Origin of the sequence: Burkholderia arboris (assembly GCF_902499125.1) — a bacterium.
GTDB classification, from domain to species: Bacteria; Pseudomonadota; Gammaproteobacteria; order Burkholderiales; family Burkholderiaceae; genus Burkholderia; species Burkholderia arboris.
On the sequence record NZ_CABVPX010000001.1, the window covers coordinates 195193 to 216566 of the forward strand.

A 21374-nucleotide genomic window follows, 5' to 3' on the forward strand; every position below is an offset into this window, starting at 1 on the left:
GCATGCGCGCATAGCGTCATGCATTCAGTGGCGGCGCCACCTTCCGGCCTGCTACGCCGCTTCCCCGCTCCCGCACACGACGGGCGCGGCCTGCTGCTGCGACAGGTACCGCAACAGCTTCGTCACCATCCATACGACGATGAACGACAACGCGACGAAGAACACCGCGAGCGGCGTCAGCACGTGAATCGACACGAACCCGGCCAGCCCCATCATCGCGGACGACACGAGCAGCAGCGCGCAACCGAGGATCGCGCTCGTCAGGCCGGCGATATGCGGAAACAGCGAATTGCCCTTGGCCATCAGCGTCGGGTACATCGCGCCCGCGCAGAAACCCATCACGAGCACCGGCGTCGCGAGCGTCCACACGCGCAGGCCGACGGTCAGCGCCAGCACCAGCATCGCGACCGATGCGCCGGCCATCACGCGCGCGCCGATGCGCAGCCGCTGCTCGGCGCTGGGCAGCCCGCGGCCGTGAATCCGGTTCGACAGGCCGCCGAGGAAATACATGAGCCCGATCCCGAGCGCGAGATAGCCGAAGAAGGTTGGCGGCTTGTGCAGCGTGGTCTGCACCATGAACGGCCCGACGATGTTGAACACGAGCAGGATGCTGTAGCACAGCCCCTGCGCGAGGAAGCAGCTCTGGAACACCGGGCTCGCGAGCACCTTGCCCGCATTCGTCATCAGCGTGCGCGGCTCGAGATGCACCGGCTTCGGCAAGGTTTCGCGGTAGTGCCACAGCAGCGCCCACATCGCCAGCGAGTACACCAGCAGGAACACGAGGCACGCGCGCCAGCCGAACCATTCCTGCAGGTGCGCGCCGATCACCGGCGCGATGATCGGTGCGAGCCCCCACGCGATCGACATGTACGTGAACGCATGCATCAGCGCCTGGCCCGAGAACGAATCGGTGATGATCGCCTTCGCGAGCAGGTTGGTGGTCGCGATCCCGAAGCCCTGCAGGCAGCGCGCGAGCACGAACGTTTCCAGGTTCGGCGCGCCGAGCGACAGCACGCAGCCGATCGTGTAGATCACGAGCCCGAACGCGAGCACCCGCTTGCGCCCGTATGCGTCGGCGATCGGCCCGAAGATCAGCTGGCCGAGCGCATAGGCCGCCATGTAGCCGGACACGCTCGACTGGATCGCCTGCGGCGTGGTCGCGAACGACCGTGCCATGTCGGGCAGCGCCGGCACGTAGATGTCGATCGCAAGCTGGCCGGCGGACGAAAACAGGCAGATCAGGAACAGCAGGAAGCGCGGCGAATTCGACTCGCGCGCGGGAGTGGACGTGGCGTTCATGACGACTGGGAAGGATCTCGGGCAGCAGTGTCGCACCGTCAATGTTCGAATTACGAACATGCGTGCGATCGTGGCGAATTCCGTATTGTGCCTGTTGTTGCATCAGGCGACAGGATTCCCCTGGCGCAGGCGAGGTTGAATGCCGATTGCGGCACATCCTGAAAGACGCTAGCCGGGATGCATCCGTCATCGTGACGGCCCGGCGCCACGCGCGCCCGACCTCGCCGCCCGACGCGTTTCGCGTCACTCGCCCTTCCCGTCCGACCCGCCGGCACGCGCCGGCGGTTGTTCACCGTGACGGCCGGATCAGTACTGCGCCTGGTCCGTCGGATTCTTGAACAGCTGCTTCATCTCCGGCGACAGCGGATAGTTGAGGCTCACGCCCTTCGGCGGAATCGGTTGCGTGAACCACCGGTCGTAAAGCTTCTCGGCCGCGCCCGACGTCTGCATCTTCGCGATCACGCCGTCGACCACCTGCTTGAACGCGGGATCGTCCCTGCGCATCATGCACGCGTAGTTTTCGTGGACGAGCGGCGTGCCCGTGACTGAATACGCGCCCGGGTTGCGGTCCTTCGCGATCTCGCCGTACAGCAGCGGCTCGTCCATCACGAATGCCACCGCGCGCCCGGTCGTGACGTTCATGAACGCTTCGGCGTGATCCTTCGCGCTGATGATCGTCATGTTCATCCCTTTCTCTTCGTTGAGCTTGCGCAGCAGGCGCTCGTCCGACGTGCCGGCCGTCGTCGCGACCGTCTTGCCGGCCAGGTCCGTGAAGTCCTTCACGCCCGAATCCTTGCGCGTGCTGAAGCGGATGCCATACAAAAAGATGCTGTTCGAGAACGCGGCCTGCTTCTGCCGTTCGAGCGTGTTCGTCGTCGATCCGCATTCGAAGTCGATCGTCCCGTTCTGCAGCAGCGGAATCCGGTTCTGCGACGTGATCGGAATTTCCTTCACCGCGAGGTTCGGCAGGTTCAGGTCCGTCTTCAACTGATCGATGATGCGCGCCGCGATGTCCCGCGAATAGCCGATGTTCTTCTGCTGATTGTCCGAATACGAGAACGGCACCGACGACTCGCGAATGCCCAGCGACACGATGCCCGTGTCCTTGATCTTCTTCAGCGTACCGGTAAGGGCCTCGGCGTGCGCGGCGCCTGCCAGCGCACAGGACAGCGCGACGGCCAGCCAACGGAAACGGCGATCCATGCTTGTCTCCTGACGAAACGTTGAGCGAAGCACGATCGTACGCCCGACAATATTCGCGTCACATCAGGGGAAGCGTAAACAACCTTCCACCGCGGCCGGATCCTGAAAGATGTTTTCCGTACCGCGCAAACCGGCCCGCGCGGCACGTTTCACCCGACCGGGCCGCGCGCCGGCTCGACCCCACCTTCTGTACCGGCCGTTCCAAACGCGCGTTCATGCTGCGAAGCAGCAACGTAATCGTTTGCGCCAACCCCTGTTTTTCTCGTGAAACCTGCTCAAGAAGCCGTCGCGCACGCCGTTACCCAGTGCATGGCGCGTCGCAGCAACCTTGCTGCAACCGTCAGACAAAAACGACAAGGTCCGGGTCAGCCGGACCAGCGCCACCGCCGGCACGACGGTTATCTACGAGGATCGAGTTTCACATGAGAGCCAAACGTTTCAATTTTGCGCTGGCGCGCTCCGCACACGCGCGCATGCTCGCCGGCATGCTATCCGCCGCCGCCCTCCTGCCTCTCGCCGGTTGCGGCGGTGGAGGCGGCGACGGCAGCAACCCGTCTTCTTCCAACGCGGCGCCCGCACCGGCGCCCGCGCCCGCCCCGACGACCCCGCCCGCCTCGACCGGCAGCAATGCATGCACCACGCAGCAGGCTGCCGTGCAGATGGCCGCACAGGCCGCGCCCGTCGAGCCGCCGGTCGATCACATCATCGTCAAGCTGAAGACGCTGACCGCCACGCGTGCGATGGCCGCCATCGACAACGGCACGCGCCTCGACGCGGTGATCCAGCGGTCGATGACGCGCTGGACGGCGCCGGTCGCCGGCAGTGCACGCGCCTATGCGAGCACCGTGGCGCAGGCGCCGGTCAACGTACAGGTCGAACGGACGATCTCGAACGGCGCGGCCGTGCTGTCGCTCGGCCAGCGCATGGCGTCCACCGACGCCGCCGCGCTCGCGCAGGCGTTCGCAGCCGACGGCGATGTCGATTACGCAGAACCGGATCATCCGATGCAGATCCGCGACACGCCGAGCGACCCGCTCTACAGCCAGCAGTGGTATCTGTCCGACCCGACCGCCGGCATCGACCTGCCGCCCGCCTGGAACGTGACCAAGGGTTCGCCGACCGTCGTCACGGCGGTGCTCGACACCGGATACCGGCCGCACGCCGACATCGTCGGCAACCTGCTGCCCGGCTACAGCTTCATCACCAACGTCAACACCAGCAACAACGGCCTGTCGCGCGGCCCTGACGCAACCGATCCGGGCGACTGGGTCACGCAGCAGGAACTGAGCAACGCGAGCGGCCCGTACTATCAATGCGAGAGCCAGCCGAGCGACAGCAGCTGGCACGGCACGCGCGTGATGGGTGTGATCGGCGCGACCGCCAACAACGGCACCGGCATCGCCGGCGTGTCGTGGCTCGGCCGGATCCTGCCGGTGCGCGTGCTCGGCAAGTGCGGCGGCGTGACGAGCGACATCGCCGACGGGATGCGCTGGGCAGCCGGCATCCCCGTGAACGGCGTACCGACGAACCCGACGCCTGCCAAGGTCATCAACCTGAGCCTCGGCGGTGTCGGCGCATGCAGCACGACGTTCCAGCAGGCGATCGACGACGTGACCGCGAAAGGCGTGACCGTGGTCGTCGCGGCCGGCAACGACGGCCTGTCGACCGGGCTCGACCAGCCCGCGAACTGCCGCGGCGTGATCAGTGTCGGCGCGACCGACGCGACCGGCCGACGCGCATCGTTCAGCAACTTCGGCGCCGATGTGTCGCTGAGCGCGCCGGGCGTCAACATCCTGTCGACGTCGAACACCGGCACGACGACGCCGGGCTCGGACACCTACGGCCTCGCGAACGGCACCAGCCTCGCGACGCCGCAAGTGACGGGCGTCGCCGCACTGATGCTGTCGGTGAACGGCAACCTCACGCCCGCGCAGATCCAGCAGAAGCTGCAAGGCGGCACGCGTGCGGCGAAACTGGCAGCGGGCACGTCGTGCACCGCGATGCCTGCGGGCTCGGGCATCCTCGATGCAGGCGCCGCCGTGGCAGCAGCCCACTGACGCCGGTACGCCGCGTCGACTCGGCCGCGCGCATGCCAACCTGGCCTGCGCGCGGCCGTTTCTTCTTTGGCGCGACGGCGCGCCGGCGAGCGCGCATCGGCCCGGTTACGCTTCTCGAAATAACACCTGACAAAAGGGTTGACGCTTCGCACAGCGAGCCATTACCATCGCTCCCGTCTAATTACATGGAGTGTTCTGTGAACACCGATGCGAGTTGTAGTTGGTGCTTGGCCAACTTGACTGCTGCCTGAGGAAAACGCGCAGAGCCTCGTCTTCTGCCGCATCCCGGGAAGCAGGATGCGGCGTCCTTCCGGCCTGAATACTGGCCCGATCTCCCGCCGAATTTTTCGATGTTGTCGAATGCACGCGACGCGCCGTCGCGCGCGTGCATTCGTGTTGCGCGCAGCGCCAGCCGCGTGCACCTTCCGTTCGCGTGCCGTCCGGCCGCGCGCCTCGTTGCGCGTGGCGCAGTCGATCGCCCGTGCCGATTATCCGCAACCGACAGGAGTGCAGATGAACTCAGACGACAGTAGTCGATTACCGCTCGCCGGTGCGACGCTGCGCATCGACACGCCGACCGCATCGCGCGCGCCGGCGAGCGTTCCCGCCTTTACCGATCCACAGCCGATCGCGCCTGACGCGACGCGGCGGGGAGCGCTCGTGCGTCGATAACGTCACGGCCGCTCCCCGCCCGCCGCCTCGTGCGCAAGGAGCGACTCATGACAACACGACACAACACATCGCAGAAGAAACAGCGCGGCTTCATCAAGACCGGCGCCGGCCAGCAGAACGCACCGCGCATCATGCGCGCCGCGCAGGAAGCAGCCCGTCCGCTCGAAGACACGCTCAAGGCGCTGCACACCAGCACGCGCGGCCTCACCTACGACCAGGCCGCCGACCGCCTGCAGCACTACGGCCCGAACGAAATCGCGCACGACAAGCCGCCGCACTGGACCCGCCAGTTGCTGCTCTCGTTCCACAACCCGTTCGTCTACGTGCTGCTGGTGCTGGCCGCCATCAGCTTCTTCACCGACGTCTACTTCGCGGCGCCCGACGATCGCGACTACGTCGGCATGACGATCCTGCTGACGATGGTCACGATCAGCGCGCTGCTGCGCTTCGTGCAGGAATTCCGTTCGCTGCGCGCCGCCGAGAAGCTCAAGGCGATGGTCCGCACGACGGCCACCGTGCAGCGTGCCGTGACCGACACGTCCGAGCCGACGCGCCGCGAGGTGCCGATGCGCGAAGTCGTGACCGGCGACATCGTGCACCTGTCGGCCGGCGACATGATCCCTGCCGACGTGCGCCTGCTCGCATCGCGCGACCTGTTCATCAGCCAGGCCGTGCTGACCGGCGAGGCGCTGCCCGTCGAGAAGTACGACACGCTCGGCGCGGTGGCCGGCAAATCCGCGAACACGCGTGCGGCCGGCGCGGCAAACGATGCGTCGGCGTCGCTGCTCGATCTCGAGAACGTGTGCTTCATGGGCACCAACGTCGTCAGCGGCACGGCAACCGCCGTCGTCGTCGCGACCGGCGAGGATACGTACTTCGGGTCGCTCGCGCGCAACGTCGTGAGCCACAAGCGCATCGAGACGAGCTTCGACCGCGGCGTCGCGAGCGTGAGCTGGCTGCTGATCAAGTTCATGTTCGTGATGGTGCCGATCGTGTTCATGATCAACGGGCTGACCAAGGGAGACTGGCTGAGCGCGCTCACGTTCGCCCTCGCGGTGGCCGTCGGCCTGACGCCCGAGATGCTGCCGATGATCGTCAGCGCGAACCTCGCGCGCGGCGCAGTTGCGATGGCGCGCCGCAAGGTGGTCGTCAAGCGGCTGAACTCGGTGCAGAACTTCGGCGCAATGGACGTGCTGTGTACCGACAAGACCGGCACGCTCACGCAGGACAAGATCATCCTCGAACATCACCTCGACCTGTCCGGTCACAAGAACGAGGAAATCCTGCGGCTCGGCTGGCTGAACAGCTTCCACCAGAGCGGCCAGAAGAACCTGATCGACATCGCGGTCGTCGCACGCGCCGACGAGATCGGCGAGCGCGTGAAGCCACAGGGCTACAAGAAGATCGACGAACTGCCGTTCGACTTCGTGCGGCGCCGCCTGTCGGTGGTCGTCGAGGACAAGCACGGCACGCACCAGCTGATCTGCAAGGGCGCGGTCGAGGAAATGCTGGCGGTGTCGACCCACGTGCAGGATGAGGACGGCATCCGCCCGCTCGACTTCGTCGCGCGCAAGCGGCTGCTCGAACAGGCCACCGCGTACAACGAGGACGGCTTCCGCGTGCTCGTGCTCGCGACCCGCACGATTGCGCGCGGTGACGAACGCGCGCAGTACCGCACTGCCGACGAACACGATCTCGTCGTGCGCGGCTTCCTGACCTTCCTCGATCCGCCGAAGGAATCGGCCGCGCCGGCACTCGCCGCGCTGCGCGAGAACGGCGTCGCGGTCAAGGTACTGACGGGCGACAACCCGACCGTCACGATGAAGGTGTGCCGCCAGGTCGGCCTCGAGCCCGGCAAGCCGATGCTCGGCGCGGAAATCGAAGCACTCGACGACGAAACGCTCGCCAAGGTCGTCGAACGCACGACCGTGTTCGCGAAGCTCACGCCGCTGCAGAAGGCGCGCATCGTCAAGGCGCTGCAGGCGAACGGCCACACGGTCGGCTTCCTCGGCGACGGCATCAACGATGCCCCCGCGCTGCGCGACGCCGACGTCGGCATCTCGGTCGACAGCGGCGCCGACATCGCAAAGGAAACCGCCGACATCATCCTGCTCGAAAAGAGCCTGATGGTGCTCGAGGAAGGCGTGATCAAGGGCCGCGAAACGTTCGGCAACATCCTGAAGTACCTGAACATGACCGCCAGCTCCAATTTCGGCAACGTGTTTTCGGTGCTCGTCGCCAGCGCGTTCCTGCCGTGGGAGCCGATGCTCGCGACCCAGCTGCTCGTGCTGAACCTGATCTACGACACGTCGCAGATGCTGCTGCCGTGGGACAAGATGGATCCCGAGTTCCTGAAGAAGCCGCGCAAGTGGGAAGCCGGCAACATCAGCCGCTTCATGCTGTGGGTCGGGCCCACGTCGTCGGTGTTCGACATCACGACGTACATCCTGATGTGGACCGTGTTCGGCGCGGGCGCGCTGTATCACCTGAACGGCGGTACCGGCGGCCAGATCGTGATGAACTCGGGCTGGTTCATCGAGAGCCTCGTGTCGCAGACGCTCGTCGTACACCTGCTGCGCACGCAGAAGATCCCGTTCCTGCAGAGCACGGCGTCGCTGCCGGTGCTGCTGTCGACCTTCACCGCGATCGCGATCGGCTGCTGGCTGCCGTTCTCGCCGTTCGCGGAGGCGATCGGCTTCATGCACCTGCCGGGCACCTACTGGCTGTGGCTCGCCGCGACGATGGTTGGCTACATCGTGCTCGCGCAGATGGTCAAGACGATCTACGTGCGCCGCTACAAGCAGTGGTTCTGATTCCGTCCTGAATCTGTACCGATTCCGACCGGATGACGACGCGCCGGCCCGCACCACGCTGCGGGCCGGCACGCTCACGACGCTCTACGGGTAATGTGATGAAAAGAATCCTTCCGCTCGCCGCCGCGAGCGCACTCCTCGCGCCGATCGAAGCCTTTGCCGCCCATCCGCTCGTCAGCGACGACACCGGCACGCAGGGCAACGCCAACTGGCAGTTCGAGTTCAACGGCGAGGAAACCTCGAAACAGGAAGACAGCGGCCGCCACCAGTTGTGGAACGCAACACTCACGCGCGGCTTCGGCGAACACGTCGACGTGTACGTCAACGCGCCGTACACGCATCTGCAGACGCGATCCGACGAGAACGGCGCCGGCATCGGCGATGTCGAGATCGGCATGAAATGGCGATTCGTCGAACGCGGGCCGCTGTCGTTCGCGCTGAAACCGAAACTGACGATGCCGACCGGCAACGACAGCCGCGGGCTCGGCACGGGCCGTGTCGGCACCGGCGCGACGCTGCTCGTGCAGGCCGACGCCACGCGTGTCTCGCTGCTCGCGAACGCGGGCTTCACGTACCAGCCGAATCGCCAGGGCGACCTGACGTCGGTCTGGGCCGTGTCGGCCGCGGCGATCTACAAGGCGACCGACCGGCTGCAACTCGTGGCCGACATCGGCACGTCGCGCAACACCGAACGCACGGCCGGCGCGAATCCGGCGTTCGTGCTCGCGGGCGCGATCTATTCGCCGACGCGCTGGCTCGATCTCGACATCGGCTACCGGCGCGGGCTGAACGACCAGACCTACCGTCATTCTGTGATGGGCGGCGTGACTGCCCGCTGGTGATGTGCGGTCCGGCGCGGCGGACGCGCGTGGCCAGCACACGACGGGCCGCATCGGCGGCCCGTTTTTCATTCATCGGGCGTCGTTCGCCCCGAACAGTTGCGCGCACACCGCGCGCCCTTCGTCGGTCAACGCGGCGCTGCCGGTGCCGTCGTCGTTCAGCGTCGTTGCGCTCAACCCAGCCGCGTCGAGCTGCGTCAGCACGCGGCGCAGCGTGCTCATCGGCAATTGCGTGCGCTTCGCGATCTTCGGCAGCGACCAGGTCTTGCCGGCCGGATCGTTCGCGGCCTCGTTCAGCGTCGCGAGCGTCGCAACGAGCGCGGGATCGAGCGGGGAATCGTCGGATTCGGAAGTCATCGGTTCGGGTTCGTCGGCCGGCGCCGGGCCGGCCTTCATTCGGAAAAGGGAATCGCAACCACTATACGCCGCGTCACGCGCCCTTGAGCGCGGTGCGCATGAACGACACGAAACGCGCGGTGACGGGATCGTCGCGATCCGACAGCCATGCGAGCCCCACGCGCCACTTCGCGTCCCGGCCGTCGAGCGGCATCACCGTCGCATCGCGCAGCAGATACTGCGCGCTCGACGGGATGAACGCGACGCCGACGCCCGCCGCGACCGACGTCAACACCGACTGCACGTCCTCCGCCTGCTGCATCACGTGCGGCACGAAGCGGCGCTCGACGCACCATCGGTCGATCTGCGCGGCCAGCCCCGGGCCGCGCGCCCGCTGCAGCGCGATGAAGCCGATCTCGTTGAGCACGTCGAGGTCCGCCGGCACGCGTTTGAAGCCGAGATGCGGTGGCACCGCGAGCGCGAGCGACTCGTCGATCACCTTGAACGACGACAATCCTTCGTCGGAAGGCAGGCGCAGGAAACCCGCGTCGAGCTTGCCCGCGCGCAGCCGGCGCGTCTGCTCGGACGACGACAGGTCGCTCAGCGTGACCGCGATGCCCGGATTGCGACGCCGAAACTCGGCGATGAGCTTCGGCACCAGCGTCAGCACGGACAGGCAGATGCCGAGCCGCAGATGGCCGCGCTGCCCGCTGGTCGCCTCCCGCGCACGCGCAAGGATCTCGTCGGCATCGCGCACGAGCGTCTGCGCGTCGGGCAGGAAGCGTTCGCCGAACGGCGTCAGCTCCGCGCCGTGGCGGCCGCGCTCGAACAGCTTGCCGCCGAGGCTCGCCTCGAGCGCGCCGATCTGCTTGCTCAGCGCCGGCTGGCTCATGTGCAGCGCATCGGCCGCGCGGCTGAAATGGCACAGCTCGGTGACCGTCAGGAACGTGCGAAGCAGTTTCAGTTCCATTCCTGAAAAGAATCGTATCGATTGAAATATTCATTTTACCGATTGAATGCGATGCCGTTCAATACGGGCATGCCCTTCCCGGAATTCACCGTCATGCCTGTCGATCAAGCGGCCGATTGTGTCGCCGAGCCATCTTGCGATGTCGAAAACACCAACGAACATGCGGCCGCGGCCGATGCCCGCGCACCGAAGCGTCGTGCCGAACGCACGGACGGACGCAGCCGCCGCTTTCGTTTTGGCGATGCGCTGAATGAAGCGCCGCCGCGTGCCGTGACGGGTTCGATCGCGATCAGCTTCGCGGTCGTGTCACGGCGGCACTGGCCGCGCTGAGCGGCCCGCCTGCCCGGTCTTCGCCACACGCGCACCGCCGGTCGGCAGCACGAAAACGCCCCAAATCCGCCCGCATCACGCGTCATTGCGACTCATCCCATCGTCATCGCCACGCGATCGACCGTATAATTTCCCGCACCCGCCGACCGCCCATGCATTCCGCGCAGCCGCATTGCGCGTGAAAAGGAGACTTTCGCTTGACCGGCCTCATCGCGCGCCTGCCTCGCGCCCGGACCACCCTGATCCTCGCCCTCTCGTTCCTGTTGCTCGCGTTCGCCGCGAATGCGTCCGCGCAACGCGTGCAGCCGCATCGCACCGTCCATGCACAAGCGCATGCGCACACGAAGGCCGTCAAGAAGAAGCCCCACCGCAAGAAAAAGGCCGTCAAGCATCGCCGCCCTCGCGTCACGCACCAGGCAGCCAAACGGCACGCGGCACCCGCGCCACAGCAACGGCGCGCGAAACGCCCGGCCGCCGTGCGGTCGCGCCCGCCCGCGAAACCGAAGCTGCTCGCCAGTTGCGGCTACACGCCACGTGCAGTCGGATCGCTGCATTCACGCGCGGCCTACGTGCTCGACGTCGATTCCGGCACACCGCTACTGGCCCGCAACGCGCGCACCGTGCGGCCGATCGCGTCGATCTCGAAGCTGATGACGGCCGTCGTCGCGCGCGACGCCGATCGTCCGCTGAACGGCGTGCTGCGCGTCACCGCGCACGATCGCGACACGATCAAGTTCACCGGCTCGCGCCTGCAGGTCGGCTCGGAGCTGTCGCGCCGCGACATGTTCCATATCGCGCTGATGTCGTCCGAGAACCGCGCGGCCGCCGCACTGAGCCGCGACTATCCGGGCGGTCGCGCCGCATTCGTCAACGCGATGAACCGCGAAGCGCGCCGGCTCGGCATGCGCCATACGCACTTCCGCGAGCCGACCGGCCTGTCGCCGCACAACGTGTCGACGGCGGAAGATCTCGCGCGGCTCGTCGGCGCGGCCGCACAGGATCCGCTGATCCGCTATTTCTCGACGGACACGTCGACCACCGTGCGCCCCGGCGACGGCGAACTCGTGTACGTGAATTCCGACCCGCTCGTCCGCTACCGCCGCCTGCCGATCCGGTTGCAGAAAACCGGCTTCATCAACGAATCGGGGCACGGCGTCGTGATGCGCATGCGCGTGAAGGGCCGCCGCGAAACGGTCGTGCTGCTCGGTGCGCCGACGCGTGCGGGCGTGTCGAGCGACGCACTCAAAATCCACCGCTGGCTGTCCTGCTCGATCCAGTAAACGCGCGCGGGCAGCCGGTGCGTTCACCTGACGGGAGCGATGCCATGCAGGACGAATACCGCTTCAATGCATTCGGACGGCTGCTCGCCGTCGTGCGTACGAACGGCCGCTGGGCCGTGTTCGATCTCGGCGTCGAAGGCAAGCGGCGCCCGGCCAACCTGCAGATTCCGTCCGCGCTCGCCGCGGACGAACTCGCGCAATACCTCGGCGACCTGCTGCACGAGAACGCGACCCCGAGATACAGCGAAGTCGTCCCGGTCGAATCGCGCCGCGCGTAATCGCACGTCGGACCACACCGCAATCCGGCAGAATATTAGACAGTTAAACTTGCAAGTTTAACTGTCGTACTCTATGATTCGCCGCATGAACCCGCCACGCAAACCCGGCGTTTCCGCCGACATCGTTGCCGCCGACCTGACCCTCGCCGTCGGCCAGCTCATCCGGCGACTGCGCTCCGAGATCGAATCCGAAGGGCTCGGCATGTCCCAGACCAGCGCGATCGCGCGGCTCGAACGGCACGGGCCGATGACGACCGCCGATCTCGCCCGCGCCGAGGCCATGAAGCCGCAGTCGATGAAGGCGATTCTCGCGAGCCTCGAGGAAGACGCGCTCGTCGAGCGCGAACCCCATCCGACCGACGGCCGCCAGATCCTGTTCAAACTGACCGCGGCCGGCCTCGACGCACGGCGCAAGCGCAACGCCGCGAAACACAAGTGGCTCGGCGCGGCGATCGAGAAGCTCGATCCGGAAGACATCGACACGCTTGCCGCCGCGATCCCGCTGATCCGCCGCATCGGCGACCAATGAATCCTGCCGGCGCGCCGCGTGGTAGCCGCGCGCCCGGCTTTCCCCGCCCTTTTCCACGGAGCCCATCATGAGCGCAACCCGCCTCGACACGAACACGGCCCTGGTCGTCATCGACCTGCAGAAAGGCATCGTCGCCCTCCCCACGGCCCACCCGGTCGCACCGGTGATCGCACACGCCCGCACGCTGCTCGACGCCTTCCGCAGCCGCGGCCTGCCGGTCGTGCTCGTCAACGTCGCCGGCGGTGCGCCGGGCCGCACGCAGCAGCAGGCGCGCCTTGATGCGCTGCCCGCCGACTGGGCCGAACTCGTGCCCGAACTGAACCAGCAACCCACCGACCACGTCGTGACGAAAAAGACCTGGGGCGCCTTTACCGGCACCGGTCTCGACGCGCACCTGAAGGCGGCCGGCGTCACGCAGATCGTGCTGACCGGCGTCGCGACGAGCATCGGCGTCGAATCGACCGCACGTCACGCGCACGAACTCGGCTACAACGTGACGCTCGCCGTCGACGCGATGACCGACCTCAACGCAGATGCACACGTGAACAGCATCGAGCGCCTGTTCCCGCGCCTCGGCGAGACCGGCACGACGCAGGACATCGTCGCGCTGCTCGACCGGCGCGGCGCGTGAGCGACACGCGTACGCAGCCGGCGCCAGGCCACGCGGCCGGCCGGCTCGACCCGTCGATCTGGAAGGTCAGCGCGGTCGCGACGCTCGGCTCGCTGCTGTCACAGCTCGACGCGACGGTCGTCAACGTGTCGCTGTCGAGCCTCGCGACCGACCTGCATGCGAGCCTGTCGACGATCCAGTGGGTGACGAGCGGCTACCTGCTCGCGCTGACGCTGGTGCTGCCGCTGAACGGCTGGCTGGTCGACCGCATCGGCGCGAAGGCGCTGTACCTGTGGTGTTTCTCGGCGTTCACGCTCACGTCGGCGCTGTGCGGGCTCGCGTGGTCCGCGCCGTCGCTGATCGCGTTTCGCGTGCTGCAAGGCGTCAGCGGCGGGCTGCTCGCGCCGATGGCGCAGATGATGATCGCGCGTGTCGCCGGCCAGCAGATGGCGCGCGTGATCGGCTACGCGGCGGTGCCCGTGCTGCTTGCGCCGATCCTTGGGCCCGTGGTCGCCGGCGCGATCCTGCAGCATGGGTCGTGGCGCTGGCTGTTTCTCGTGAACCTGCCCGTCGGCGCGCTTGCGCTTGCACTGGCCGCGCGCTTCCTGCCCGGCGACCGCGACGACGCGCAACCGCGCGAACTCGACTGGGTCGGTCTCGCGCTGCTGTCGCCCGGCCTCGTGCTGTTCCTGTACGGCGTCGAACGAATCGGCTCGGCCCTCGGCATCGCCGCGGTCGCCTGCTCGGCGCTGCTGCTGGTCGTGTTCCTGCGCTTCGAGCGACGCAAGGGTGAACATGCGCTGATCGATCTCGCGCTGTTTCGCTCGCGCGTGTTCGGCGCGGCGGCCGGCACCCAGTTCCTGTCGAACGGCGCGATGTACGCGGGCCAGATGCTGATCCCCGTGTTCCTGATCCAGGCCTGCGGGCGCTCACCGGGCGAGATGGGCTGGCTGCTCGCGCCGCTCGGGCTCGGGATGCTCGTCACCTATCCGTCGATGGGCGCACTGACGAGCCGCTTCGGCGTGCGCCGGCTGGCCGCTGCCGGTGCATTGCTGGCGCTGTTCGCGACCTTGCCGTTCGTGTTCGTCGCGCTGACCGGCTACGACCCGCTGGTGCTCGTGCCCGCGTTGTTTCTCCGCGGCATGGGCCAGAGCGCGATCGGCGCACCGTCGATCGCCGCCGCGTATGCGTCGGTCGAACGCCGCAACCTGCCGATGGCGACCACGTCGCTCAATATCGTGCAGCGCCTCGGCGGCCCGACGTTCACGACGGTGTGCACGCTGTTTCTCGCGTGGCGGCTGCAGGCCGAATCGGTATCGCCCGGCGGCACGCCGGCCGTCGCGTATGCATGGGCGTTCGGCCTGCTGTGCGCGCTGCATGCGGCAAGCTGCGCGACGACGCTGCGGTTACCGGTGTGGTCGGCCGGCGCCGGTGGTCGGCCCGACGGTACCGCGCGGGCCGGCTCGCACTGAACAGCGGGAGCGCCGCGTGCGCGGCCTCCCGCTACGGCAGCCACATCGGCACGATCGACACCACGAGCAGCAAGCCCAGCCCGGCATTCAGGCAGCGCCACTGCCGCTCGGTGCGCAACACGCGTGCGAACAGCAGCCCGGCGAAACACCACAGCGACAGCGACGCCATCGCCGCCACGCCGAACGCGAGCCCGAGCAGCACGCCGAGCCGCGCCGGCCCGGACGCGAGCGCAGCGAACGACGCGGCCGCACCGAGCGTCATCGCCCAGCCCTTCGGGTTGTGCCAGAGCATCCACACACCGCTGACGAATCCTTGCGGCCGTTGCACGGCGGCATCGAGCCGCGGCTTGCCGCCGCGCCCGATACGCACGGCCAGCCACACGAGGTACAGCGACCCGACCGCCTTCATCGCAAGCTGCAACGTCGGCAGCGCGAGCAGCACACTGCCGAGCCCGGCCGCCGCAGCGGCCGCCATCGACGCCAGGCCGGCCGCGATCCCGGCCATCAGCGGCAGCGAACGCCGGTAGCCGAAATGGGCGCCCGAGGCGGTCGCGAGCGTCGTCGCGCCGCCGGGCGTCACGGTGGACACGATCACGAACAGCATCAGCGGCAGGTAGTCGTGAAGCGGCACGGCAGCTCCGGTAGTCGTCGTCGAAGCCCCGTTTTACCTGCGATGCACGCATGACGAAAGCGAAAGCTTTTTATGCCTGCCATTAGCATCCATAATGCGACGCATGGCACGCAATCTCGACATCGCGCTGCTGCGCGCATTCGTCTCGGTCGCCGATCATCGCAGCATGACGGCGGCCGGCCACGCGCTGCACCTGACGCAGGGCGCGATCAGTCAGCAGGTCGCACGGCTCGAAACGCTGTCCGGCCCGCTGTTCGTCCGCGAGCATCGCAGCCTGCTGCTCACGGCGGCCGGCGAGCGGCTGCTCGAACAGGCGCGCCGGCTGCTCGCGGTCCACGATGCGCTGCTCACCGACCTGACGGCCGGTGCGATGGAAGGCGCGGTGCGTCTCGGTGCGCCGCAGGATCTGGTCGGCACCTGTCTCGCACCGATCCTGAAACGCTATGCGCAGGCGCATCCGCAGGTTGCGCTCACGCTCGTGTGCGCGGCGTCGCCGGAATTGCGCCGGGGGCTCGCGCAGGGCGACCTCGACGTCGCGCTGATCGAGGCGCCGGCCGGATCGGCGCGCGGCGAGTGCATCGCCGTCGACCGGCTGGTCTGGGTCGGCGCGAAAGGCGGCACCGCGCACCGGAACACGCCGCTGCCGGTATCGATGGTCGCGCAGACCTGCGCGTTCCGCCCGACGGTGCTCGACGCACTGCGCGGCTGCGATCGCGCGTGGCGCACCCTGTTCGAGAACGGCAGCTTCGACGCAACGGCCGCGACCGTGCGCGCCGATCTCGCCGTAACCGTCTGGCTCGCGTCCACCGTACCGGCCGATCTCGACATCCTGCCGGCCGGCAACGGCCTGCCCGCGCTGCCGAACTTCTCGATCAACCTGCATGTGCCGCGCGGCCAGCACACGCCGGCCGCGGCGGAACTGGCCCGCTACTTGCGCAACGGTTTTGCGCGCTTGCGCACGGCCGCGTAGCGCCGGTTCGCGCTACACCGTGCCCGGCTCCTGCGGCGCAGGCGTGGTGCCCGCCGCTTCCAGCGCCTGATGCAGCGTCGCAAAGATGCATGCCGCGCCGACCACCTCGGTGATCCCGTGGCGATCCATGTCCGCGCGCAGGTAGCGGTTCACGCGCCCGAACAGCACGCCGATCCCGCGCGCATGCAGCGCCCTGACGAGATCGGTGAGGGTCCGCGCGGCCGAATAGTCGACGTCGGTGATCGCGCCCGCATCGACGACGAACCAGCGCGGCGGCACCGGCGCCGCCTCGACGAGTTCGGTCACTTCGGCGGCAAACAGGTGATCGTTCGCGAAGAACAGGTCGGAGCCGAACCGGTAGACGATCAGCCCCGGCGCCGTCATCGCGCCGCGTCGCGCGGGCACCGGCTGCCAGCGCCCGTTGCCTGCGACGGGTTCGAGCACCATCGTATGCGGCTGGTAGCTGTGACGCACGTGCCGCATCAGCGACAGCGCGACGGCCAGCAGGATGCCCTGCTCGACGCCGACCGTCACGACGGCCGCGGCCGTGATCAACGCAAGCGTGAATTCACCGGGGCTTTCCTTGCGGATCGCCGCGAGACTGCGCACGTTGATCAGCCCGAGCGCGATCGTGAACACGATGCCGGCCAGCACCGCATGCGGCAGATACTGGAGGTAGGTGCTGAAGAACAGCAGCACGACGGCCACCACCGCGGCGAACGCGAGATGCCCGATCTGGCTGCGCACACCCGCGCCGTCGGCCATCGCCGTCTGCGTCGGGCTGCCGTTCACGACGAACGCGCCGCCGACCGCGGCGGCCGCGTTCGCGGCCGCGAGACCGAGGATGTCGGCATTGGTGTCGACGTCCTCGTCGTACTGCTGCGCGAACACGCGCGCGGCCGCCGCGCTCTGCGCGATGATCATCACGAAGCACGATGCGGCGACCGGCACGAGATCGAGGAACTGCTGCCACGTGACGGAGGGCCAGCGCAGCGGCGGCAATCCGCCCGCGACGGGCCCGAGCACCGCGATGCCGTGCGCGGCGAAGCCGAACGCATCGCTCGCGGCGATGCTGCCCACGACCGCGATCATCGGCATCGGCACGCGCGGCAGGAACCGCTTGCACGCGAGAATCGCGACGACGACGAGCGCCGCGAGCGCGAGCGTCGGCCGGTTCGTATGGACGAGATGCGTGACGACGTAGTCGAGTTGCGCGAGGCTACGCGACGCCGGGTACGGCACCGACAGGCCGAGCATGTCGCCGAGCATCGCGATCGACACCTGCACGCCGACGCCGGCCAGAAAGCCGACCAGCACCGTGCGCGACAGGAAATCGGCGAGAAAGCCGAGCTTGAAGATGCGCGCGAGCAGCAGCATCGCGGCCGTCAGCAGCGCGACCATGCCGGCCAGCGCCGCATAGTCCGCGCTGCCGGCCGGCGCCATCGACGACAGCCGGCTCGCGAAGATCGTCGCGGTCGCGGAGTCGGCGGCGACCACCAGATGGCGCGACGCGCCGAAGCACGCAAACGCAACGAGCGGCAGGAACACCGTGTACAGGCCCGTGACGGCCGGCATCCCGGCGATGCGCGCGTAGCCGAGCACCTGCGGGATGTCCATCGACGCGAGCGAGACGCCCGCGAATACGTCGCGGATGGCCCCGGCGCGGCGGATCGGGAGAATGCCCTTCAGCAGCCGCACGCCTGACGAGCGGCTTTCGTTGGAATCTTGCATGCGTGAAATGCGTGAGGTCGATGTGACGGGGTTCGCGAAGTCGTTCGAGCATCGTGCCCCGGGCGGCCCCGGCATGGCAAGTGCGCGAAAGCGCCGCGTGTCGCTCACCGCTGGCTGACAGGCCGCACGCGGGCGCGAGCGACGCCCCGGCAACGCATGCGACGTCCGCATGATGGCACGGATCGCCGATCGAGCGCATCGAAGCGCGAAGGCCCGCTGTAAAGGCTGCGCGCCGATCGCAGGCAGGCGCGCGATGTATCCGGCAAGCGACTCGACACCGGCCTGAGGTGACGCAGATTCACTGCGCGCCCTCACCTGAATGCAGAGGACACCTGCACAAGGGTGAGCCTATTCGGGAGCCGGTCGACGCGGCATTCACGGCATGCGCCCGGAACCCGATGGCACAATCACGGTCCCTTTCATGTGCCCTTCACCGGGCGCGCGCCGCGTCGCGGCGCCGATTCAACGCACCAGAAGGCCCCTGTCTGCCGCCATGACCCTGAACGAATCCTGGTTGACGCCGCTCGTCGGCATCCTCGTCCTGCTCGCCGCCGCCGGTGCGATCACCGTCGCCGTCCACTTCCTGCTGTTTCGCGTGGTTGCGCGCCTCGCGCGGCTGTCCGCCACGCGCGTCGACGACGCGCTGTTCGAGTTCGGCGCATTCAAATGGCTGAACCGCATCGTCCCGTTCGTCGTGGTCAAGCTCGGGCTCGGTGCGGTGCCCGGCATTCCCGACACGGCCGCTCAGGCCGCCGACAAGGTGCTGTTCGCGCTGATCGTGTTCCTCGTGACGATGACCATCAGCGCGACGTTGTCGGCGCTCGAACACGCGCACCGCACCTATCAGCGCGACCAGCCGCGCCTGTCGCTGAAAGGCGCGATGCAGCTCGTCAAGCTCGTGATGTTCATCACGGCGGCGCTCGTCGTGATCGGCGACGCAACCGGCAAGCAGATCGGCCTGCTGCTGTCCGGCATCGGCGCGATGTCCGCGGTGCTGATGCTGATCTTCAAGGACACGCTGCTCGGCCTCGTCGCCGGCGTGCAACTGTCGTCGAACGACATGCTGCGGATCGGCGACTGGATCACGATGCCGTCGGCCGGCGCGGACGGCACCGTCATCGACATCACGCTGAACACCGTCAAGGTCGCGAACTTCGATCACACGATCATCACGGTGCCGACGTGGAAGCTGATCACCGAGAGCTACCAGAACTGGCGCGGGATGACCGAAGCGGGCGGCCGCCGCATCAAGCGCGCGCTGTTCGTCGACGCGACGAGCGTGCGCTTTCTGTCGAACGACGAAATCGAACGGCTCGAACGCCTGACGCTGCTGAAGGACTATCTCGAGGACAAGGTCGACGCGATCGAGCAATGGAACGGCTCGCTCGGCGCGGCCGGCGACTGCCCGGCGAACCGCCGCCAGCTGACCAACCTCGGCACGTTCCGCGCGTATGTCGCGAACTACCTGAAGGGCCATCCGCGCATCCGCCGCGACATGACCTGCATGGCGCGGCAGCTGCCGCTCACGGCCGAAGGCATTCCGCTCGAGCTGTACTGCTTCACCGACACGACGTCGTGGGTCGACTACGAAACCATCCAGTCCGACCTGTTCGATCACCTGATCGCGGTGCTGCCGGAGTTCGGGCTGCGCGTGTACCAGCACCCGTCGGGCTTCGACATGCGGCAGATGGCCGTCGCCGCGAAGGCCGGGTTGCAGGCGCCGCAAGCGGGTTGATGCGCGACGCGGCGGCCGGTCACCGGCCGCTGCCCTTCGCGACAACGCTCACCGCGCCGCGCACTCCGACGCGAGCCGCCCGAGCACCTTCAATGCGTCCTCGATCTGGCGCGACCACGGATAGCTGTAGTTGAGCCGGATGAAATGCCGGTAATCGGTGCCCGCCGAGAACATGTGGCCGGGCCCGACCGTGATCCGCTGCGCAAGCGCGAGCGTGTACAGCTTCATCGCATCGACCTGCGGCGGCAGCTCGACCCACAGCACGTACCCGCCCTGCGGCTGCGACAAGCGCGTGCCTTCCGGGAAGAAGCGCCGCACCATCGCGCTCATCAGGCTCGCCTGCTGTGCGTACTGCTTGCGCATGCGCCGCAGGTGGAAATCGTAGCCGTCGTATTTCAGGTACTCGGCGATCGCCAGTTGCTCGATCGCGGGCGTCGCGAGCGTATTCAGAAATTTCAGTTTCTCGACCTGGTCGCGGTAGCGGCCCGGCATCGCCCAGCCGATCCGGTAGCGCGGCGACAGGCTCTTCGTGAACGACGCGCAATGCAGCACGAGCCCGTCGCGGTCGAACGATTTCAGCGCGCTCGGCGTCGTGTCGCCGAAATGCAGCTCGTGATAGACGTCGCTCTCGATCGCCGGCACGCCATGCTTCGCCAGCAGTTCGACGAGCGCGCGCTTGCGCGCATCGGGCATCTGGAAGCCGAGCGGATTCTGGAAATTCGGCATCACCATGCACGCGGCGATGCGCTCGCGTTCGAGCACCCGCTCGAGCGCGTCGAGATCGATGCCGTCGCCCGGGTGCGTCGCGACTTCCAGCGCACGCATGCCCATCCGCTCGATCGCGTGCAGCATCGCGTAGAACGTCGGCGATTCGACGGCAATCGTGTCGCCCGGCTTCGCAACGGCCTGCAGGCACAGGTTGATCGCCTCGGTCGCGCCGATCGTCATCACGATCTCGCCCGGCTCGACCGGGATCCCGCGTTCCGCATAGCGCCGCGCGATCTGGCGGATCAGCTCCTGGTTGCCGGGCGGCAGATCGTCGATCACGCCCCAGCGCGTGCGGCGCCGGCCGATCGCCTGCGCATAGCGCGCGAGGCGCTGCACCGGAAACTGCGACGCGTCGGGGTAAGGCGAGCCGAGCGGGACCGCGTCGTCGCGCGCGATCGAGCGCAGCGTCGACAGCACGAGCCGGCTCACGTCCACGGCCGACGGCTCGGCCGTCGGCGCGGACGTGTGCAGCTCGGCCTCGGCCGGCGCCGACGCGCGCGCCCGCACGAAATAGCCCGACTGCGGCCGGCTTTCGATCAGCCCGCGGCTTTCCAGCACGAGGTACGCGCGCAGCACGGTCGTCACGCTCAGCTGCTGCTGGCGGCTCGCCTGCCGCACCGACGGAATCCGCTCGCCCGGCCGGTACACGCCACGCTCGATCTGCGCCTGGAGATCGTCGGCCAGTTGTTCGTAACGCTTCACGCGCCTCCCTTTCAACTTCCCTTCAACAACACAGTTGCGATCCGCACTGTATGAATGGCCGCAACTGTACTCTTTTTTGAAGTGAACAGGTGTACACACAGCCGGACGGGTGCCGCGCGTACTCTGCAGCCATCGACCCCGACACCCGC

At 67.7% G+C, this 21374-nt stretch carries 19 protein-coding genes; 12 read left to right on the forward strand and 7 right to left on the reverse strand.

Annotated elements, in window-relative coordinates:
- Positions 1–51 precede the first annotated feature (51 nt).
- Together BLA15945_RS00845 and BLA15945_RS00850 are read right to left on the reverse strand one after the other, a co-directional pair.
- Positions 52–1299 (reverse strand): multidrug effflux MFS transporter, encoded by a 1248-nt coding sequence (locus BLA15945_RS00845; protein WP_059240303.1) that lies wholly within the window; start codon positions 1297–1299, stop codon positions 52–54.
- A gap of 306 nt (positions 1300–1605) precedes the next feature.
- Entirely contained in the window at positions 1606–2502 is an 897-nt protein-coding gene (locus BLA15945_RS00850; RefSeq protein ID WP_174991228.1) for a glutamate/aspartate ABC transporter substrate-binding protein, read from the reverse strand.
- 422 nt (positions 2503–2924) lie between these two features.
- On the opposite strand from BLA15945_RS00850, the gene BLA15945_RS00855 reads away from it, so the two are divergent.
- From BLA15945_RS00855 to BLA15945_RS00870, 4 genes are all read left to right on the forward strand, one after another.
- On the forward strand, positions 2925–4559 hold the full coding sequence (locus tag BLA15945_RS00855; protein ID WP_059240298.1) for a S8 family peptidase: 1635 nt from the start codon (positions 2925–2927) through the stop codon (positions 4557–4559).
- Positions 4560–5072: 513 nt separating this feature from the next.
- Complete coding sequence (locus tag BLA15945_RS00860) at positions 5073–5231, forward strand: hypothetical protein (RefSeq protein WP_174991229.1); 159 nt, start codon at positions 5073–5075, stop codon at positions 5229–5231.
- Positions 5232–5278: 47 nt separating this feature from the next.
- On the forward strand, positions 5279–8044 hold the full coding sequence (gene mgtA / locus BLA15945_RS00865) for a magnesium-translocating P-type ATPase (protein ID WP_174991230.1): 2766 nt from the start codon (positions 5279–5281) through the stop codon (positions 8042–8044).
- 98 nt (positions 8045–8142) lie between these two features.
- Positions 8143–8886 carry a transporter gene (locus BLA15945_RS00870; RefSeq protein WP_059240295.1) on the forward strand — a complete coding sequence of 248 codons (744 nt, stop codon included), beginning with the start codon at positions 8143–8145 and terminating at the stop codon, positions 8884–8886.
- Between the two features lie 69 nt (positions 8887–8955).
- On the opposite strand, the gene BLA15945_RS00875 is transcribed toward BLA15945_RS00870, so the two are convergent.
- Positions 8956–9240, reverse strand: coding sequence for a transcriptional regulator (locus tag BLA15945_RS00875; RefSeq protein WP_174991231.1), 285 nt, complete (start codon positions 9238–9240; stop codon positions 8956–8958).
- Between the two features lie 73 nt (positions 9241–9313).
- A complete protein-coding gene (locus BLA15945_RS00880; RefSeq protein ID WP_174991232.1) occupies positions 9314–10189 on the reverse strand; it encodes a LysR family transcriptional regulator in 876 nt (291 codons plus the stop codon).
- Between the two features lie 51 nt (positions 10190–10240).
- Here BLA15945_RS00880 and BLA15945_RS00885 point away from each other — a divergent pair, with 51 nt between their 5' ends.
- From BLA15945_RS00885 to BLA15945_RS00910, 6 genes are all read left to right on the forward strand, one after another.
- Positions 10241–10519, forward strand: a complete 279-nt coding sequence (locus tag BLA15945_RS00885; RefSeq protein ID WP_174991233.1) for a hypothetical protein — start codon at positions 10241–10243, stop codon at positions 10517–10519.
- A gap of 197 nt (positions 10520–10716) precedes the next feature.
- Positions 10717–11799 (forward strand): serine hydrolase, encoded by a 1083-nt coding sequence (locus BLA15945_RS00890; protein ID WP_174991234.1) that lies wholly within the window; start codon positions 10717–10719, stop codon positions 11797–11799.
- Positions 11800–11843: 44 nt separating this feature from the next.
- Positions 11844–12077 carry a DUF7661 family protein gene (locus tag BLA15945_RS00895; RefSeq protein WP_059240287.1) on the forward strand — a complete coding sequence of 78 codons (234 nt, stop codon included), beginning with the start codon at positions 11844–11846 and terminating at the stop codon, positions 12075–12077.
- A gap of 73 nt (positions 12078–12150) precedes the next feature.
- Positions 12151–12606 carry a MarR family winged helix-turn-helix transcriptional regulator gene (locus tag BLA15945_RS00900; protein ID WP_081052023.1) on the forward strand — a complete coding sequence of 152 codons (456 nt, stop codon included), beginning with the start codon at positions 12151–12153 and terminating at the stop codon, positions 12604–12606.
- A gap of 67 nt (positions 12607–12673) precedes the next feature.
- Positions 12674–13237 (forward strand): isochorismatase family protein, encoded by a 564-nt coding sequence (locus tag BLA15945_RS00905; RefSeq protein ID WP_059240283.1) that lies wholly within the window; start codon positions 12674–12676, stop codon positions 13235–13237.
- Entirely contained in the window at positions 13234–14688 is a 1455-nt protein-coding gene (locus BLA15945_RS00910; RefSeq protein ID WP_174991235.1) for a DHA2 family efflux MFS transporter permease subunit, read from the forward strand. The genes BLA15945_RS00905 and BLA15945_RS00910 overlap by 4 nt, the downstream gene beginning before the upstream one ends.
- A gap of 31 nt (positions 14689–14719) precedes the next feature.
- Here the strand turns inward: BLA15945_RS00910 and BLA15945_RS00915 are convergent, their stop codons facing one another.
- Positions 14720–15319 carry a LysE family translocator gene (locus BLA15945_RS00915; RefSeq protein WP_081052022.1) on the reverse strand — a complete coding sequence of 200 codons (600 nt, stop codon included), beginning with the start codon at positions 15317–15319 and terminating at the stop codon, positions 14720–14722.
- 94 nt (positions 15320–15413) lie between these two features.
- Between BLA15945_RS00915 and BLA15945_RS00920 the strand changes: the two genes are divergently transcribed.
- Positions 15414–16289 (forward strand): LysR substrate-binding domain-containing protein, encoded by an 876-nt coding sequence (locus BLA15945_RS00920; RefSeq protein WP_174991236.1) that lies wholly within the window; start codon positions 15414–15416, stop codon positions 16287–16289.
- Positions 16290–16301: 12 nt separating this feature from the next.
- Here the strand turns inward: BLA15945_RS00920 and BLA15945_RS00925 are convergent, their stop codons facing one another.
- Positions 16302–18020, reverse strand: a complete 1719-nt coding sequence (locus tag BLA15945_RS00925; protein WP_174991237.1) for a SulP family inorganic anion transporter — start codon at positions 18018–18020, stop codon at positions 16302–16304.
- A gap of 493 nt (positions 18021–18513) precedes the next feature.
- Here BLA15945_RS00925 and BLA15945_RS00930 point away from each other — a divergent pair, with 493 nt between their 5' ends.
- Positions 18514–19755: a mechanosensitive ion channel family protein gene (locus BLA15945_RS00930; protein ID WP_174991238.1), complete on the forward strand. Its 1242-nt coding sequence runs from the start codon at positions 18514–18516 to the stop codon at positions 19753–19755.
- Between the two features lie 48 nt (positions 19756–19803).
- On the opposite strand, the gene BLA15945_RS00935 is transcribed toward BLA15945_RS00930, so the two are convergent.
- Positions 19804–21225: an aminotransferase-like domain-containing protein gene (locus tag BLA15945_RS00935; RefSeq protein ID WP_059240271.1), complete on the reverse strand. Its 1422-nt coding sequence runs from the start codon at positions 21223–21225 to the stop codon at positions 19804–19806.
- Between the last annotated feature and the right edge of the window lie 149 nt (positions 21226–21374).